General features: G+C 41.7%; 8 protein-coding genes. 7 read left to right on the top strand and 1 reads right to left on the bottom strand.

What is annotated here, in order from left to right; genetic code table 11:
* Window positions 1–17: 17 nt before the first annotated feature.
* The 4 genes from F994_RS17010 to F994_RS12150 all read left to right on the top strand — a co-directional run bounded on the left by F994_RS17010 (window position 18) and on the right by F994_RS12150 (window position 14,652).
* A complete protein-coding gene (locus tag F994_RS17010; RefSeq protein WP_167555805.1) occupies window positions 18–4,913 on the top strand; it encodes a beta strand repeat-containing protein in 4,896 nt (1,631 codons plus the stop codon).
* Window positions 4,914–5,155: 242 nt separating this feature from the next.
* Window positions 5,156–5,650, top strand: coding sequence for a hypothetical protein (locus tag F994_RS12160; RefSeq protein WP_004650787.1), 495 nt, complete (start codon window positions 5,156–5,158; stop codon window positions 5,648–5,650).
* Window positions 5,651–5,689: 39 nt separating this feature from the next.
* Window positions 5,690–8,413 (top strand): beta strand repeat-containing protein, encoded by a 2,724-nt coding sequence (locus tag F994_RS12155; protein ID WP_004650786.1) that lies wholly within the window; start codon window positions 5,690–5,692, stop codon window positions 8,411–8,413.
* 179 nt (window positions 8,414–8,592) lie between these two features.
* Window positions 8,593–14,652: an SdrD B-like domain-containing protein gene (locus tag F994_RS12150; protein ID WP_228128054.1), complete on the top strand. Its 6,060-nt coding sequence runs from the start codon at window positions 8,593–8,595 to the stop codon at window positions 14,650–14,652.
* Between the two features lie 43 nt (window positions 14,653–14,695).
* Here F994_RS12150 and F994_RS12145 read toward each other — a convergent pair whose 3' ends face one another.
* The gene (locus tag F994_RS12145; RefSeq protein WP_034697129.1) at window positions 14,696–14,887 is read right to left on the bottom strand and encodes a DUF3565 domain-containing protein; all 192 of its coding nucleotides are present in this window, start codon (window positions 14,885–14,887) and stop codon (window positions 14,696–14,698) included.
* Between the two features lie 116 nt (window positions 14,888–15,003).
* On the opposite strand from F994_RS12145, the gene gshB reads away from it, so the two are divergent.
* The 3 genes from gshB (at window position 15,004) to murC (ending at window position 18,817) form a co-directional block, all read left to right on the top strand.
* The gene (gshB, locus tag F994_RS12140) at window positions 15,004–15,948 is read left to right on the top strand and encodes a glutathione synthase (RefSeq protein WP_004650783.1); all 945 of its coding nucleotides are present in this window, start codon (window positions 15,004–15,006) and stop codon (window positions 15,946–15,948) included.
* A 321-nt stretch (window positions 15,949–16,269) separates the two neighbouring features.
* Window positions 16,270–17,355 (top strand): undecaprenyldiphospho-muramoylpentapeptide beta-N-acetylglucosaminyltransferase, encoded by a 1,086-nt coding sequence (gene murG, locus F994_RS12135; RefSeq protein ID WP_407636543.1) that lies wholly within the window; start codon window positions 16,270–16,272, stop codon window positions 17,353–17,355.
* A gap of 13 nt (window positions 17,356–17,368) precedes the next feature.
* Window positions 17,369–18,817, top strand: a complete 1,449-nt coding sequence (gene murC, locus F994_RS12130) for a UDP-N-acetylmuramate--L-alanine ligase (protein ID WP_004650781.1) — start codon at window positions 17,369–17,371, stop codon at window positions 18,815–18,817.
* Window positions 18,818–18,872 lie beyond the last annotated feature (55 nt).

Below are 18,872 nucleotides of genomic sequence, written 5' to 3'. Positions count from 1 at the left end.
TGGAAAAATTCAAGATAATGAAACTTGCTAATCATGCTGTTCTAAAATTATTGATTCTGTTTGCTGTACTAATCAGTGGTATTACTGTTGCTCAGGCAGCTTACCAACGTAGTTATTTAAATTTTGATTTTGAGAGTACCCCATTAGGTACGGCATGCTATGTGCAGGTTGATGCAGCAAATGTGCCTGGCTGGAATACAACCCATAGAAGTATGCAAGGGAGTGGCGGCTGTGGTAGTACAACTGCACAGTTTGGTAAATTGATTGAGCTGTGGTCACATGGGTTTAGTAATATTCCTGCAAGACAAGGGAATGTATTTGCTGAATTAAATGCTGAAGAATATTCAGAAATGCAGCAAAACGTCTGTCTGATTCAGGGTGAGCCTGTAACGTGGAAATTGAGCCATAATGGCCGTGGTGCGATAGATAAAATGTCGTTACGTGCAGGTGCACAAACGATTGTCAGTGTAGCAACCTCTCAAAATGGGGCAGGAACAATTTTAAGTTGTGCTTCGGGTAACTGTAATGTGTCATCAGGTGTTGTGCCTTATAATGGTAATAAATTTTGGGCAGATTACAATGGAACATTTAATTACACGGGTACAACAGGTCAAACGGTTTTAGGTTTTAAAGCAGACACAGGCTCATCAGGTTCGCTTGGTAATTTTTTAGATGCAATTCAAATTTCGGTAAAACCAATTATTGAGTTTGCCTCAGCAAACTATAATATTCCTGAAAATGGTACTCCCCAAGATATTAAAGTCATTATTGTAGGTGTTATTCCTACGGGCGGTTTAAATTTAACTTTTAATGTAAATGATGGCACACCTCCCAAAAATGCTGAAATCAATTTAGATTACAAAATTAATGGCAGCACTAATAAAACGTTTACCAAAACCATTCCAGCAGGTGATTATGGGATGGGCACACCCTATACATTAAGTATTCCTGTAGAAATTTTAAATGATAATGTTAAGGAGGAAGACGAACAATTTACTGTCACCATTCAAAGAGACGATAGTAATTTTTACTTATATTCTTCATCTGTTTGTGGTTCAGCAGGAAATGGTACAACCACCTATACAATTCTGGATGATGACGCGCCAACCCAGATGAATGTTGCAATAGCGAAGAGTCAACGGGCAGGAACTTCGGGAATATTTAGCAGTGATCCTCTAACTGTTGGAACAAATGGTACTGTCCAATATCGATTGGTGATGACAAATTTGGGTGAAAATCCAATTAGCCAGACTGCATTGGCAACATTCACCGATACATTGCCAGCTAATTTTTCATCTGCGCCTATATCTGTTGTTTCTACAATCTCATCAACATCGGGTGAAAACTGCTCTGCCACAAAGTCAAGTAATACGATTAGTGGTACTTTTAGTGGAGCTAAAAACACAACCTGTACCGTTATTATTCAGGCAACTGCACCCTCTACAGGGGTGATACTCACTAATACTGCATCGACAAATGTACCTATTGGCAATACAGATATTGATACTTCAAATAACAGTAGTAGTGTACAAACGACAGTTGCCGCAGCCACACTTATATTAAATAAGGAAACCACGAGTGGTATTGGAACATTTAGTTATTCTTTAACCAATACCTTACAAAGTTCGGCAACTGTAGCTGTTGATATGCCAGGAAGCTCAACTCAAGTTGATAGTGATACTACTAAGTCGGGAGTACAACCTTTTATTATTAGTAGTATTAATAATGTGGTGATCACAGAAACCATGCCTACAGGGCAGAGATGGGAGCTTTCAACAGCCACCTGTAAAAACGCAGCGGGAACGACTATAACGTCCTCCATTTCAGGAAATGCATTAACCATTAATAGCAGTGGTATCACGGCAGGTGCAGTTATTACTTGTAATCTCATGAATACAAGACTGCCTACTGTTAAAGTACAAAAAATATCTTATGGTGGAACCGGAACATTCTCGTTTAGCAAGACTAACCTGACAGAAACACTCAATAATATAAGTACATCTAGTGCAGGGATTCCTGCTCCAGCGAATCCAACAGCATTATCCGTGACTGTAAAAGGAACGAATGTCACCATTACAGAAAGTTCACCACCCACGAACTATGTCCTAACAGAAGCCAGTTGTAGAGATGACAATAGCCTTGTAACAGGGAATACAGGAACTTTTGGTAGCTTGGTTAACTCAAGTAGAGTGCTCACCATTCCTTCTACCTATTTAGTTACAGGCGGGGCGGATATTACGTGTACTTTTGTGAACAGACTTAATCCACAGACCGATTTAAATATTACCAAAACCAATAATGAAACGGCCTTACTAAGAGGGCAAAGTACTTCTTATTTGGTACGTGTCACCAATAAAGGCAGTACCCCTGTAATGGGGGCAACGTTGGCTGATGCTGTTGGCACCAATCAAACAAAAACCAGTGTGACCTGTAGTAATGCAAACAATAATAAATGTACGCCAAGTTCTACGCCTACAACGTCTCAGATCGAGAGTGGATATGCCTTACCAAAACTAGATACTGATGAGTTCTATGAAGTCATTGTAACGGCAACCATATCGTCAAGCAGTATTTCGACTACCAATAATACTGCGTCAGTCGCAGCACCTTCGGGGGTGACTAATTCAGGAGTAAGTTGTACTGCTAGTAATTCAGGTGGTGTTGTGCGTAGCTATAATACAAGCACAGGAGTATGTAGTGTTGCAGATACTGATACTGTTTCTGTGGCTGGCCCAACTTTAACAGTTCAAAAAACATGGGTAAATGCTAAGCAGTATGACAAGGCAACGATTACTGCAGATACTACTACTGGCTTGGCAAAACTCGAGTCAATTGCGACAGGTGTGGCGAGTCAAACGGATAGTTCTAGTATTTTGATTGCAAACAATACCAGCGTCACATTAAAAGAAGTCATTGATATAGGTGATGGTAACTATACAGTCGCAACACCGACTTGTTCGGCAGGAACAGTGACCAACAATAACGATGGCACTTATAATTTAGCGATTCCATCTAGTGGTACAACAGGAATTACATGTACTTATACCAACACACGTAAAACTGCGACATTGAAACTGACCAAGACATGGACAAATGCAAAAACAGGTGATGTGGTTGCAATTCCTGCGACGTTGGGTTTAGCAGTTAACACCAATAAATTTAAAAGCACTGCGCCAACTTCAAGCGATTCGGGTACTGCGATTACCGTCTATGCGGGTGACACCATCACATTAGGTGCGGAAATAGGTCTAAATGACTATGCATCTGGTGACCCAAATTATGACGCAACTGTAACCATGAACAAAGATAACTATGATGCCATCCTGAGTTGTACCGCGAGTGGGGGAGCAACGGCAAATTTATTGTCTGGAACGAATGCCAAACAAAGTAACACCTTAACGATTGGTGCTAGTGATATGGGCAAGTTAATTACCTGTACATATAACAATAGCCGTATTCCACAACAAATTAGATTAGTGAAAGAGTGGAAAAATGCTGTTATTAATGATCAGATAAAAGTGGTTACCACAGGTGGAACGAACAATCCTGGCATGGTTTCTATTTCTAGCGGAAATAATATTGAATCAGGTGGTGTGGTAACAGTATATTCAGGAGATGTCATTTCATTACCAGCTGAAAGTTTCATCAGTGGAAATGCAAGTCAATATACGATAACGACAGCTTGTAATGGTGGAACGCCATTAAATGATGGATTGGTTGGGCGTACAATTACCGTTAGTAATAATACAGTTATTACTGTATGTACCTATAAAAATACACGAACAGCATTGGATGTGATCGTTTCAGGTAAAGTATTTACTGATAATAGTGGTACTACAGGGGATGTTAGTAAAGCGTACAATGCTGTTCAAGATACAGGCGAAATTGAAATTGCTAATAGCAAGATTAGTTTAACCAATTGTAGTTCAACATCCTTAGCGACTACAGCAACGAATGCTAGTGGTGAGTATCGTTTTAGTATTGATCAAAGCCAGTTGCCAGCAACGTTCTGTATCGTACAAACCAACTTACCTGAATATACCTCGGTGAGTGGTTCTAGCCCAACGGGAACTTATAATCGAAATACTGATACAGTCACACTGGCAAAAACTGCTGCTGTAAGCTATCCAAACAATAATTTTGGTGATGCTAACCTGAATGTGCTCTTTACTGAAGATGGTCAGCATACGGCTGTAGCAGGCGATGTGACTGAATATCCACATCGTTTAGTTGCGCAATCTCCAGTACAGCTTACACAGTTAAATCAAGTGCTTTCTCAGCAGCCAAACTCAAGCAATGATCAGCAGTGGCAAGCTTTGGTGTATCGCGATACCAACTGTAATGGCAATGTGGATGCGGGAGAAACTCTATTTAATCCAAGCGTAGCAAACTCAGTTTTATTGCAGCCAAATGCGGATATTTGTTTAGTTCAGCGTGTACATGTGCCGACAAATGCCGTTGCAGGTGCACAGCATATTGGAGCACTGCAAGCGAGTTATGCTGTGGCTTTGGCTAATCCTGTGCAGACAATTTCGGCGCAGACTGTTAAACGTCAAGATATGACACTTATTGGCAGTGCTGGCTTAACATTGACAAAAAAAGTCCGTGCTGTTGCAAGTTGCCCATCCTCGGCGGCTGATCAAAATGCTTTTTCTGTGAATAATCAAGCCAGAAAGCAAGATAATTTAGAGTATGAAATTATCTATAAAAATAATAGTACCAAGAAACTTCAGAACGTGAAAATCAAAGATAGTTTACCAACGGGTACAAATCTTGGCAGCATCAGCTGCGTCTCAACGCCTAGCGGAAACACGTGTAGTACAAATAGCTCAGGTAGTTCATTGCAATGGAATTTAACGGGAATGTTAAATCCTGCTGCAGCTGGCTCCCTAAGATTCTGCGTCACACAATAATTCTGAGCGTAAGTAAACTTTAAATAAGCAAAGGCAACTGGAATACCAAAATAGACAAAGTTGGTATAAAAGTTGCTTTGCTTGAATCAATTCGTATTTAACGTAAAAAAGTGTGATATTTATCAACAAAAGTGTATTGAAATGATGTATTTTTGTAATTATTAAGCATTTGTTTGAATAGGGTATCGAAAAGTCGAAACTGCAGTTCAAAAAATGGGATCGTGCGTTTTGGAGCAAGCAATATGTATTTAACAAGTCAATGGAAAACAGGTCTATTTGCAGTAGCGGCTTTACTTTTAGCTGTAAATGCAAGTGCTGAAACTAAAGTATCAAAAGATCCTGTATCAGTAGAATTAAAAACCTATCTGGTTAGTGCGAGTGCAGATGGAAAATCGACCGCTAAGCTAGTCACCAAAGTCAAGCCGAATGATGTGATTGAGTATCGTGCGACGTATACCAATAACACGGCTGGAAAAATTAAAAATCTTGCGGCGACTTTACCAATCCCAGTAGAAACCCAATTTTTGGGTAAGTCACAGCCAGAAAATGTGCAAGCAAGTACAGACGGTATGAATTTTGCCCCGATGCCTTTAAAGCGCAAAGAGGGTAACCAAATGGTGAATGTTCCGCTTAAGGACTACCGTGCATTACGTTGGACTATTACAGAGCTTCCAGCAGGAAAATCTGTCACGGTTTCAGCTCAAACACGTATTAATAGCGACAAAACCAAAAACTAAACAAATCGACATTGAATATTCAATCGGGGTAAGTTCCAAATGTCCAATCAAACACAACGTTTAAAGTTCACGCAACTAGCCGCATCTATTGCATTGGTTGCTGGTGGTGCTGCATTTGTTCCTGCGGCGAATGCTGCGGCACCAACTGCGGGTACAAATATCAGTAACATTGCATCTGCAAGTTATACCGACAGTACAGGTAACTCTAAAACTGTTACGTCAAACGTAGTGACAACTACCGTTTTACAAGTGGCTAGTTTTACTTTGGTATCTGACCAGACCAAAACTGCAAATGCCAATGGTCAAGTGTCTTTATCTCATACCTTAACCAATACAGGTAATGGTAGCGATACCTTTAACGTGGGTGTTGTGAATAACGATACACGTGATAGCACTACAGATAACTATGACTTTACTGGTTTAAATGTTTATCTAGATGCCAACAAAGATGGTATTCCAGACAGTCAAACGCCTGTTACTAGTGTCGCTTTAGCTGCTGGTGAGTCGGTTAACTTAATTGTACAAGCAACAACGGCTAGTACTAATGTGACAGCTGGTGATCTTGGTAAGTTGACTGTTTCTGCAATCAGTGGTTTCGATACAAGTATCACTGCTAAAAACGTTGATACCGTTAAAATTACCAATGGTGCGGTCATTAGCTTGGTTAAATCTGCAAGTGTAAAAAATGTAGATGCGACGCTAGCAAGTACGACAGCGCGTGAAGTTGAATATAGCTTAGCTTATCAAAATACAGGTAACACTACGGCAACTGACGTTACCATTACCGACGTACTTCCTGCTGGTTTAACTTATGTTACTGGTTCAGCAACGGTCAATGGCACAGTATTAACGGATGATGCTGATACAGATAAATATAATGTTACTGGTCGTGTAGTAACATTAGTTGTTCCTACTGTTGTTGCCAACAGTGGTGGTGTTTTGAAATTCAAAGTTAGAGTCGATCTAAATACGCCTGCAGGCACTATTACCAATACTGCAGAAGTTGATCCAGATGGTCCTGGTACAGAAGGTAAAACACCGTCTAACCCGAATGACATTACAGTACTGGGCGTTAAAAAAGGTACAATTAACGATCGTACAGATGATGCTTATGCGGATGCAGATGCAACAACTGCGACAAATAAAGATAACCAAATTGTAATTGATACTATTGCTCAAGGTGTGCCGGCTTTCTTTGGTAAATCAGGAAGCGGTGAACCGATTGTTATCCATAATACGGGTAATGTAACAGAGGTATTCAACCTTAGTGTTAACAAGAATACTTTACCAACAGGTAGTATTGTTGAGCTGTTCAAAGCGGATGGTGTAACACCTTTAACCGATACCAATGGTGATGGTATTGCTGACACTGGGCCAGTTGCAAGTGCTGCGACATATCAAGTTGTTGCTAAGATTACGTTGCCATCTGGGTATTCTACAGCATCGGCTATCAATACCATTTTAACCTCGGTTCCTGTTACCAATCCGACTGCGACAGATACCATAACTTTAGCCATTGATGAAGTAACCGCTTCTACAGTGGATTTACATAATGGCGATGCAACGAATAGTGCTGTAGGTTCTGTTTCAGGTGCATCGGGTAAAGATACTGGGCAATATGTTGAAACTAAATCAGCTAAGCCAGGTGTATCAGTTAATTTCCCATTAGCTGTAGAAAATAAAGGCGCGAATGGAGATAACTTTAATTTATCTACAGCACCGGCATTGCCTGCAGGCTGGACAGTTCAATACTACCTAGCAGATGGTTCTGGTAACCCAACAGGCGCTGCAATTACTAATACGGGTAATATTCCCGCTGCTGGTACAGTTAAACTGGTTGCTGTTGTAACATCTCCTGCAAATGCTTCAGCAGGTGATCAAGAAGTGATCTTTAAAGTTGCATCCCCTGCAACTGGTTTGACTGACGTAATGTCTGACCGTGTAACTGTAGAAACAAATCGCGTACTTAGTCTGCAAAATGATCGCACGGGTCAAATTGCACCAGGTGGTACGATAGTTTACAAACATACTTTGACCAACAACGGTAACATTGTTGAAGGTGCGACTACTGGTAGTTTGCCATATACGCTTACCAACGATCAGGCTGCAAATGGTTGGGTAACCAGCTTATTTGTTGACTTAAATAACGACGGTATTGCGGATGCAAATGAGTTAGTAACAGATTCTGATCTTGCAAAATTTTTATTAGATGCTAAGGCGCTAAATCCTTCTGTAGGTGGACCTATCCTAAAAGGCTCTGCTGTTAACTTACTCATTAAAGTTCAAGCACCAACAAATGCGACTGCTGGAACACCAAGTTCAGTTGTATTTACCATCTTGCCTACAACGGCGGGCGGTCAGTCGGTTGTTGCACTTGTGAATACTGATTTAACCACGGTAACGAATGGTCAAGTACGTTTGGTGAAAGAACAATCTTTAGCGAACTGTTCTAGTGGTGTTGCTACGGGTGTTTATACTCAAAACACAGTATCTGCTAAACCAGGTGAGTGTGTGAAATATAAGATTACGGCAACCAATGAAGGTAATGCAGATGTAACGAATGTCGTCATTAGTGATGCCACACCTGCTTATACCACGTTGAAAGTGATTGCAAGTGCTTCTCCAGTTGCAACAAATGCAACATTGAACACTTCAACTGCTGCTTTATTAGATGGTTCAACAGGTACCGTTGCTGCTGAGAAAACACCTTTAGCACCAAGTACAAGTGCGGTATTAGAGTTCGTCATTAAAGTTAATAATTAAGATTCATTTGATGATTTCTAATCGTCAGCAATGAATGGATTAAGCATGTGAGCATTTGCTAAATGCAGGTGCTCACATCACATAATTTTAAAATTTGTTTTTATTTAGACTATTTAGTTAAAGGGTAGAGCGCTGTGCAGCGACGGAAGCAATTTCAAGTAAGTCCGAACATGAGTTTCATGTTATCCACGTTGGCAGTGTCTATATTGTCAGCGCAGTACGGTCATGCGGCGAAGATGCCTGAAGTCGGAAGCACTATTCAGAATATTGCTTATGCAACGTATATCGCACCGAATGGTGTACAACAGCAGTCAGTTTCAAATGCTGTGGAAGTCAGTGTTTCAGCATTATATGCAATTGCGTTAACATCACCGCCTGTACAGGATATTGAACCGAGTGTTCGTGTGATCTGGGCGAATACACTGTCAAATAATAGCAATGCTTCAGTGAATGTTCAGCTAGAAGCTGTAACTATAAATGAACTCAGTAATATTAAAATTTATATAGATAGCAATAAAAATGGTCAATTTGATGCCAATGACCAGCAATTAACAACGACAGTGCCTTTACAAGTGGGGCAGAGCGTTAATTTGTGGGTTGTTGCAACTACAAGCTCAAGTTTAAAAGAAGGTCAGCAATTTAACTTACCAATTAAAGCAACTGTTGTTGAGGATAGCAATAAAGTACCCGTTGCTGAAGATCAGAATGCGACAGCTACAGCGACCGATAGCGCTGTGAGTTATGGCGCAAAATTAGTGGCCACCAAAGAAGTCTTACAAAAGACCTTTGAACCCTCTGCTGTAGCAAATTATGACTTGAACTATACCTTAAGCATCAGCAATCAAGGTCAAAAAACAGCGAAGCCGACAGATGTCATGGTTGATGGCCAATTACAGAAAATGGTGCTGTTGGTCGATGAGCTGCCTGCAAATACCACGTTTAAATCAGCTCAGGTCAAAAATGCTCAAGCTAAAATTTTGTATAAGCTTGCAAATGACCGTTACAGTACGGTTATTCCGAATGATGTAAATCAAATCAATCAGTTGGTGGTTGGATTTCCGCAAATTGATGCCAATACCACCGAGCAGGTTGATCTTGTCATCAGTATGAACCGTAATATTGCCAAAACAACGGTGAATAATACCTATCAAGTGTCTTATGCAGTGACGGATAGCCAAAAAACGGTTTTGTCCAATACGGCTTCCACTGTCGTGGGCGGTTCAGCAAATATTAGCAATAACTCTGGTGACTTTAAAAATATTTTAGCCACTGGTAGTGTGAATAAGCCACTGTATATTGCGGCTCAAAATGCCAGTTGCAATGCAGATCGCTATAGTTCAGATCGGGTCTTAATTCGGATTAAGTCAACCAAAACAGGTGACATTGAAAAAGTGATTGGCGTGGAAACAGGGGTGAATACCGGCGTATTCCAGTATACCTTGCCAACCACATTTTCAGACAAAGGCATTTTAGATGACGCTGTGCTACAAACGCTTAAGCGCGACCAAGTTGATATTCGTCTAACCGATTGTTTAGATGCTCAAGGGCAATCCACAGGCACGATTACCGATATTAGTACCAACGTATTGATAGATCCGTATGGCACCGTATTTGATGCCAAAACAGGCGCGCCAGTTGCTGGGGCAACAGTGACGCTTTTAGATCAAAATGGTCAGCCAATTGGGAATAATATTGCCTTTGCAATTGATGCACAAACGGGCGATAGAATTTCACTGCCGGCAAAGCAAGTGACCAATAGTGCTGGTGAATTTGTTTATCCATTTGTTGAAGCGGGTACTTATAGTTTTGTGGTGGATACCAGCACGATTCCGGGAAGTTCTCGCTATACCTTTAAAAGTGATACATCTGTATATCCAAGCTTCCCAGCAGATAAAGCGGTTGATTTAAAATGGTCGTATGCAGGCCAGTTCACCTTAAATAATGGTGATCCTGCACTGAATATTGATATTCCGATTGACCCAGAAGCGCCAAACAGCAGCTCATCGTTATTTGTGAAAAAGGCAGCATCGAATAAAACCGCAGAAATTGGCGAATTTGAAGAATATACGGTCACCGTGGCCAACCGTGGCACTATAGATTCAAGCAATGTTGCCATTACCGATACTTTACCGAGAGGTTTTATTTACGTACAAGGCTCTATGCGCGTAGACGGAACCAAAGTGGATGATCCTGTTGGCGGTAAAGGACCTTATTTAAAACTTGGATTAGGCACACTCACACCGAATAAAGAAGTTAAAGTTCAATACCGCGTTTATATTGGGCCAAATGCACTTAATGGCGATGGTATTAACCGTGTGCGTGCTAAAGATGCTCAAGGTATTGAATCTAATGAAGCTTCGGCAAAAGTTGAAGTCGTACCGGGTGCGATGATTTCGGATGGCTTCATTGTCGGCAAAGTGTTCACTGACTGTAACCGCAATGGGATACAAGATCCGGGTGAGATTGGCGTGCCGGGGGTACGGATTTATCTTGAAGACGGTAGTTATGTGATTACCGACAGTGAAGGTAAATATGATTTCTATGGTATCAGTGCCAAAACCCACGTTTTAAAAGTTGACCGTACCAGTTTGCCGCTTGCGTCTGAATTGGTCTTGATCAGCAACCGTCAAGCGGGGGATCCGAATAGCCGTTTTGTGGATTTAAAACGCGGCGAGCTGCACCGAGCGGATTTTGCCATTACCGATGATACTTCGCAGTGTTCACAGCCTTTGATGCAGCGGATACTCGATCGGAAAAAACAGATTGAACAAGACAATACCAATTTGGAGCAAGTGCTGCGTTCAGATTTAACCCTCGATCCGATTTTTTCTAAAGTGAGTGATGTGCGTGGCCAGCCAGCCAGTGGTTGTATCTCTGCACAAGGTGTTCAAGCCAACTGTAATCTTGATTTCTCTAAAGAGCAGATTAAAGAGTTAAAACAAGTTCAGTTTGAACCGGATAAAACAGGGATAAGACCTTCAGTTGCCTTACCGATATCTGAAGCTTTGGTTATTCCGAATGGCTCACCCGCAGAATTGATGAGCGCAGTGAAGATGATTAATTTGGAAACCGCTTTAGAAAGCGCTGCCAATAATCAATTAGAAATTTTGAACTTAAAAGATGGGCAGGTTTTGGCTTACCCTCAGACTTCTGTTCAGGTAAAAGGCGCTGCTGGTACGCAGCTACAGCTGTGGGTAAATGGCGAGCAAGTGCCAGAAAAACGTATTGGTAAACGGGCCGTTTTACCGAGTTTGCAGGTTTCAGGTCTCGATTTTATTGGCGTCGATCTTCAGGCAGGCCGCAATACGATTGAAGTCCGTCAAGTAGACATGATGGGCAATACCCGCGACACAAAACGCATTGAAGTGATTGCACCTGACCAATTGGATAAGTTGCAGCTTGAGCCAAGTAAAGCAGCAGCACAAGCCAATGGTTATGACCGTTTTAATGTGGCTTTGAAAATTGTGGATCGTCATGGCACTTTGGTTTCAAGCCGTACGCCCATTACCTTAGATAGCTCAATCGGTAAAATTGACTTATTAGACTTAGATCCCAAACAACCCGGTATTCAGGTCTTCGTTGAAGGCGGTACATTGGTTGTGCCTATTCAAGCACCGATTGAAGCGGGTGAGGGGACATTATCGGTTGAGAGTGGCATTTTTCATGCCAGCACTCCTGTACGTTTCTTGCCTGATTTGCGACCAATCATTGCCGTGGGTATGCTTGAAGGCTCAATTAATTTTAAAAAGTTTGATCCGAAACAATTGAGCGGCATCAATTCAAATGATGGTTTTGAAGAAGAGCTCAGTGAAATTTCTTCTTCTCATGATGGTCAACGCAGTACCACTGGACGGGCCGCTTTGTTCTTAAAAGGCAGAGTTAAAGGCGAATATTTACTCACGTTGGCCTATGATTCGGACAAAGATAAAAATCAGCGATTGTTCCGTGATATTCGTCCAGATGAATATTATCCAGTTTACGGTGATTCAGCCGCGAAAGGCTTTGATGCGCAATCGACCAGTAAGTTGTATGTGCGTGTGGATAAAGGTCGTTCCTATGCCATGTATGGCGATTATGTGACTCGTACTGAAAATGATGAAGGATTATCTTTAGGCCAGTATAACCGTTCTTTAACTGGTGTCCGTGGTGCAGTAGAAACTGATCAATACAAAGTGACTGCATTTGCAGCAAAGACCAATACCGAGCAGGTTGTGAATGAACAACGCGCAATGGGTATTTCTGGCCCTTATGGTTTGGGCAGCGTGAATGCGCAAGACATTCGTGACAATAGTGAAAAAGTCGAAGTGGTTACCCGTGACCGTAACAATCCCGGACTGATCATTACGCGTACGACCTTAACCCGTTTTACCGATTATGAAGTGGATTCATTTAGCAACAGTATTTATTTAAAAGATCCTGTGCCAAGTGTTGATGCAGATCTGAATCCAGTTTACTTACGCATTACCGTGGAATCTGACCAAGGCGGTGAAGAATACACCGTTGGCGGCGTATCGGGTTCAATGAAAATAACTGAGCAGGTTAAAGTGGGAGCCGCTTATGTCAAAAGTGATAACCCGCTTGCTCAAGATCAACTTGCCAGTGTAAATACGGTGGTTAAATTTGCCAATGATAAAGCTAAATTCATTGCTGAATTTGCCCGTTCAGAAAGTGTGAATGATGGCCTTGATCGCTTAACGCAGATTAATGCTGAACCCGATGCGTCTGGAAAATTATCAGGCAATGCGGGGCGGATTGAATTAAATTATGCTTATAAAGACTTGGAGATGAAGCTTTATCATAACCAAGCGGATAGCGGATTCTACAATACTGCCGCATCTATTACTGCCGGTCGTAAAGAAAGTGGTATTAAAGGGCGTATTCAGTTAAATAAAATTGGTTTAGCCAAATTAGAAGCGATCCGTACCGAAGATCAGTTAAATGGTGTGAATCAAGGGGTTTCGGCCAGCATTGAACGGGAGATCAATCGCATCGTGGCGCTAGAGCTTGGCTTAAAATATTATGATGAATCGGCTGATCCAGCGACGTTAAATACCACACAAATAGCGCCTTATCATGGTACATCGGTTCGAACAAAATTGACGAGTCAGCTGCCTTGGCAAGGTTCCAATGTCTTCGCTGAATACGAGCAGGATATATCGGAAGCAGATCGTCGTGTTTTTGCTTTGGGCGCAAATTATCAGATTAATACCAAATTAAGAGCATATGGCCGTCATGAGCTGGTCTCGAGTATTAATGGCTTATATGATTTAAATAGCAGCCAGCGCCGTAATGTCACTGTTTTTGGTGTTGACAGTAAATATAACAACAATGGCACTGCATTTAGTGAATATCGTGTGCGTGATGGCATCAGTGCGCGCGAAGCTGAAGCGGCTATTGGTTTGCGTAATCGCTGGGAAATTGAAAAAGGCTTTTATGCCAACACCAGTTTTGAGCAAACCAAAGCATTGTCGAATGCCAACAACCGGAGTTCAGACAGCACCGCAGCATCCTTAGGGGTGGAATATTTGAAAAATCCGAACTGGAAAGCGGTTGCACGGATTGAAGCGCGCTGGGCAGACCAAGCGGATACGATTTTGAATAATTTAGGGGTGGCTTATAAATATTCGGATGATGTGACCTTATTGGCGAAAAATGTCATTAGCCAAACAGACAGTAAGAGCCAAAGTAGCGGCGACCGTTTGGTTGATCGCTTCCAGCTTGGTTTGGCATACCGCGATACTGAACGCAACCGTTTTGATTCGTTGGCGAAAGTGGAATATCGTTATGACAACAATCAAACAGATTTAACTAAGTCTTACTTAAAGCATGTTTATATTTTCTCGAATCATTTGAATTACCACCCAACGCAGGATTTCACTGTTTCAGGTCAATATGCGGTAAAAAATGTCAATACCACCTTCTCTGGATTAGAGTCCAGCGGTATGACCCATATGTTGAGTGCGCGTGCCATGTATGACATTAATGAACGATGGGATGCCGGTGTGCATACGGGTGCATTGTGGTCCAATATGAGTTCGGGGCAGCGCATTTTGTTGGGTGCTGAAGTGGGCTATTTAGTGGCTGCAAATTTATGGGTTTCAGGTGGCTATAATTTCTCTGGCTATAAAGATGATGATTTGGCGGAGAGTGACACCACGCTTCAGGGCGCATATGTGCGTTTTAGATTTAAGTTTGATGAAAACTTATTTGCCAGTAAGAATACTTTAAGAGAGCCATAAAATTAGAGTAGCTTAAGATTTAAAAATAGGGAGTGTCAGCTCCTTATTTTTGTAGTGCACACTTCTTACACTGCAACATCATGCCTAATTTTTCTTGCCGTCCTGCTGCTGTCATGACCCAAGGACGGTTTTGCCACGGTGGATTATGCCGTACATGTTGTGCATGACCACAAGCAAGCTCAGCAACCCAATCTTGCTCATCATCCAAATGAAACCCAATAATGGCTTGCTGCATAGATTTCTCCTCAATCATCTTCACAATTATAGATAAAGCTTGAGCAAGAATGTGAAAACACATTGTCGTAATCTCCGCTATACTTTTGCCAATCTAAAAATATCAGAGTAAAAGATATGCGCGTACTTGTGGTGATGGATCCGATTGAAAACGTCAACTTGAAAAAAGATTCATCTATGGCCATGCTGTGGGCAGCCAGCCGTCGTGGACACACGTTGGGGTATGCCTTGCAGCAAGATTTATATATTGAACAAGGCAAAGCATTCGGTTTAATTTCACCGCTGAAAGTATTTGAAGATGATGATCATTATTATGAATTAGGTGAAAAACAAAAAGAATCGATTGCCGATTATGATGTGGTATTGATGCGTAAAGACCCACCATTCGACATGAACTTTGTCTATACCACCTATATTTTGGAACAAGCAGAGCGAGAAGGGGCGTGGATTATCAACAAACCGCAAAGCCTGCGTGACTGTAACGAAAAACTCTTTGCCACGCAATTTCCTGAACTGCAAGTGCCAACTTTAGTGACATCACAAGACCGTTTAATCCGTGAATTTCTGAAAGAACAGGTGGATGTAATCGTCAAGCCACTTGATGGGATGGGCGGAACAGGCATTTTCCGTTTATATCAAGATGGCATCAATATTGGGTCTACGATTGAAATGCTGACCAATAATGGTACTCAACCGATTATGGCGCAGCGTTATATTCCTGAAATTGTCGAAGGTGATAAACGCATTTTGATGATTAATGGCGAAGCTGTACCTTACTGCCTTGCGCGTATTCCACAAAATGGTGAAGTCCGTGGTAACTTGGCCGCAGGTGGTTTAGGACAAGCACGTCCATTAAGTGAAAATGACAAAGCGATTGCTGCAAAAGTTGGACCTTTTTTACGTGAAAAAGGGCTGGTTTTTGTCGGGCTAGATGTGATTGGTAATTATGTGACAGAAATCAATGTCACCAGTCCAACCTGTATCCGTGAAATTGATGACCAGTTTGGAACCTCTATTGCAGATGACTTATTTGCTGTTTTAGAAGCGGGTTTGAAGGATTAAAACGCCTGTGGTTAAAAAAGAGTCCAATGCGGGCTCTTTTTTTTAATCAAAGTGATATGGCAGAAGAAGCTTGAATTTATCGACCAGTTTAAATTAAGCGTACAAAACTGGATAAAACAGGCATAAAATTATATATTATTGCCTCGAGTAATAATAAAACTAGTTTAAACTTTTAAATCCGTAGAAAAAAACAATCAAGCACTTGGTGAAAAAAAGTAAATACGCTTCCCCGACTTCGTGTTTGTGATTACAATTGAATGCTTAAAATGAATTTTCCATTGCCTTTATTTTGAATTGAAGAATTAGACTGTGACCAAAGCAATGAAAACAAAGCCCCAACATGTCATGATGATGGCTGCAGGTACAGGTGGACATGTTTTTCCTGCATTAGCTGTTGCTAAACAATTACAGCAACACGGGGTACAAGTGTCTTGGCTTGCAACGCCAACGGGCATGGAAAACCGATTATTAAAAAATCAAGACATTCCAATTTATCAAGTTGATATTCAGGGTGTACGTGGTAATGGTGTGGTGCGTAAATTATTAGCGCCGTTTAAAATTTTAAAAGCAACGCTCAGTGCGATGCGTTATATGAAACAGCTCAATATTGACGCTGTTGTTGGTTTTGGTGGCTATGTTGCAGGACCGGGTGGTTTAGCCGCACGTGCTTTAGGGATTCCTGTCATCATTCACGAGCAAAATGCGATTGCAGGTTTTACCAACACGCAATTATCGCGTATTGCGAAAACGGTGTGTCAGGCCTTTCCAGACACCTTCCCTGAAAGTGCAAAAATTGTGACCACAGGGAATCCTGTGCGCAAAGAAATTACTGAAATTTTAAATCCGTCTTGGCGTTATCAAGAGCGTGCCAGAGCAGAGATGCCTTTACAGATTTTAATTGTCGGTGGTTCTTTAGGTGCTCAAGCATTAAATCAAATTGTTCCAGAAGCATTGAAACAATTGGATGTGCCGATGCAGGTGTTTCATCAATGTGGTCAAGACCACAAAGATGCAACGCAAGCACGTTATGCTGATGTACCGACGACGTTACAGGTCGAAGTACAACCCTTTATTGAAGATATGGCAAAAGCGTATGCCAATGCAGATCTGATTATTTGCCGAGCGGGCGCTTTAACCGTGACTGAAATTGCCACGGCGGGTGTGGCTGCAATTTTTGTCCCACTGCCAAGTGCTGTTGATGATCACCAAACCGCAAATGCCAAATTTTTAGCCAATATCAATGCTGCGAAAATTTGCCCACAAAGCAACATGACAGCAGAAAGTTTAAAAGAATTACTAACACCACTGATGAATCGCCAATTGCTGTCTGAAATGGCAGTCAAAGCACGTCAAAAAGCACAACCCGATGCAACCCAGCATGTGGTTGGTTTAATTCAAGAATTGTAAATTAGAGTTATATATGTCTCCATCTACTCCTGCTGATCAAGCGAAAAAGTTAATTAAAGTGCCTGAAATGCGCCGTATCAAGCACATTCATTTTGTGGGAATCGGTGGTGCAGGGATGTGTGGCATCGCGGAAGTATTAAAAAACCAAGGCTATAAAGTGTCTGGTTCAGATATTAAAGCCTCTAAAACCACAGCACAGCTTGAAGAAAATGGCATTAAAGTTTTCATTGGTCATAGCGCTGACAATATTAAAGATGCCAATGTGATTGTGGTGTCGACTGCCATTGATCAAGAAAATCCAGAAATTAAAGCCGCAATTGAAACCCGTACCCCCGTGGTTCGTCGTGCTGAAATGTTGGGTGAGTTGATGCGTTACCGTCATGGTATTGCCGTTGCAGGAACCCATGGTAAAACCACCACCACCAGCCTTGTAACGTGTATGTTGGCAGAAGAAAATCTGGATCCAACCTATGTAATTGGTGGTTTGCTGAACCGTACAGGTGTGAATGCTGCGTTGGGTGCGAGCCGTTACATTGTGGCTGAAGCAGATGAATCTGATGCATCATTCTTACACTTACAGCCGATGGCAACCATTGTAACCAATATTGATGCTGACCATATGGATACGTATGGCGGCAGCTTCGACGTATTAAAAGATACGTTTGTCGAGTTCCTGCATAAACTGCCATTTTACGGTTTAGCTGTAGTGTGTGGTGATGATGCCAATATCCGTGAAATTATGCCGCGTATTGGTCGTCCGTTATTGACCTACGGTTTTAACGAAGACAATGATATTCGTGCTGTCGATGTTGATCAAGATGGTATGCGCACGCATGTTACTGTACTGCGTAAAGACCGTGAACCGCTACGTGTTACAGTCAACCAACCGGGTTTACATAATGTATTGAATGCCTTGGCTGCGATTGGTATTGCGACCGATGAAGGTGTTTCTGATGGTGCAATCTGCCGTGCATTAGAAGGTTTTAGTGGTGTGGGTCGTCGTTTCCAAGTGCAAGGTGAGTTTGAACTGGACGGTGGCAATGTGAAATTGGTCGATGACTATGGTCACCATCCTAAAGAAGTGGAAGCCACCATTAAAGCGGCACGTCAAAGTCATCCTGATCGTCGTTTAGTCATGTTGTTCCAGCCGCACCGCTTTAGCCGTACCCGTGACTGTTTTGATGATTTTGTCGATGTATTGTCACAGGTTGATCAGTTATTGTTACTTGAAGTGTATCCTGCGGGTGAAAAGCCAATTGTCGGTGCGGATAGCCGCAGCTTGGCACGAAGTATTCGTTTACGTGGTGAAGTTGAACCGATTTTGATTGATCCTGTCGACGGCAATTTAGAAAATGTGATGCATAAAGTGTTACAAGCGAATGACTTGTTATTAACCCAAGGCGCAGGTAATGTGGGGGCTATCTCGAGTGAGCTTGCACAAAATAAATTGTATTTAAAGTAATCGCCTTGTGTGATTTTGAATTTGATTGTTCAATTATAAAGTTTAAGGATATAAA

It is taken from the genome of Acinetobacter bohemicus ANC 3994 (assembly GCF_000367925.1).
GTDB lineage: Bacteria > Pseudomonadota > Gammaproteobacteria > Pseudomonadales > Moraxellaceae > Acinetobacter > Acinetobacter bohemicus.
Note: the sequence above shows the minus strand (reverse complement) of the source record. Positions and strands in the feature narration are given on the sequence as shown.

Bases quoted from the DNA above. Each gene is read 5' to 3' on its own strand.
- F994_RS17010 (WP_167555805.1), top strand. From the start codon at position 18: ATGAAACTTGCTAATCATGCTGTTCTAAAATTATTGATTCTGTTTGCT.
- F994_RS12160 (WP_004650787.1), top strand. From the start codon at position 5,156: ATGTATTTAACAAGTCAATGGAAAACAGGTCTATTTGCAGTAGCGGCT.
- F994_RS12155 (WP_004650786.1), top strand. From the start codon at position 5,690: ATGTCCAATCAAACACAACGTTTAAAGTTCACGCAACTAGCCGCATCT.
- F994_RS12150 (WP_228128054.1), top strand. From the start codon at position 8,593: ATGTTATCCACGTTGGCAGTGTCTATATTGTCAGCGCAGTACGGTCAT.
- F994_RS12145 (WP_034697129.1), bottom strand. From the start codon at position 14,887: ATGCAGCAAGCCATTATTGGGTTTCATTTGGATGATGAGCAAGATTGG.
- gshB (WP_004650783.1), top strand. From the start codon at position 15,004: ATGCGCGTACTTGTGGTGATGGATCCGATTGAAAACGTCAACTTGAAA.
- murG (WP_407636543.1), top strand. From the start codon at position 16,270: ATGAAAACAAAGCCCCAACATGTCATGATGATGGCTGCAGGTACAGGT.
- murC (WP_004650781.1), top strand. From the start codon at position 17,369: ATGTCTCCATCTACTCCTGCTGATCAAGCGAAAAAGTTAATTAAAGTG.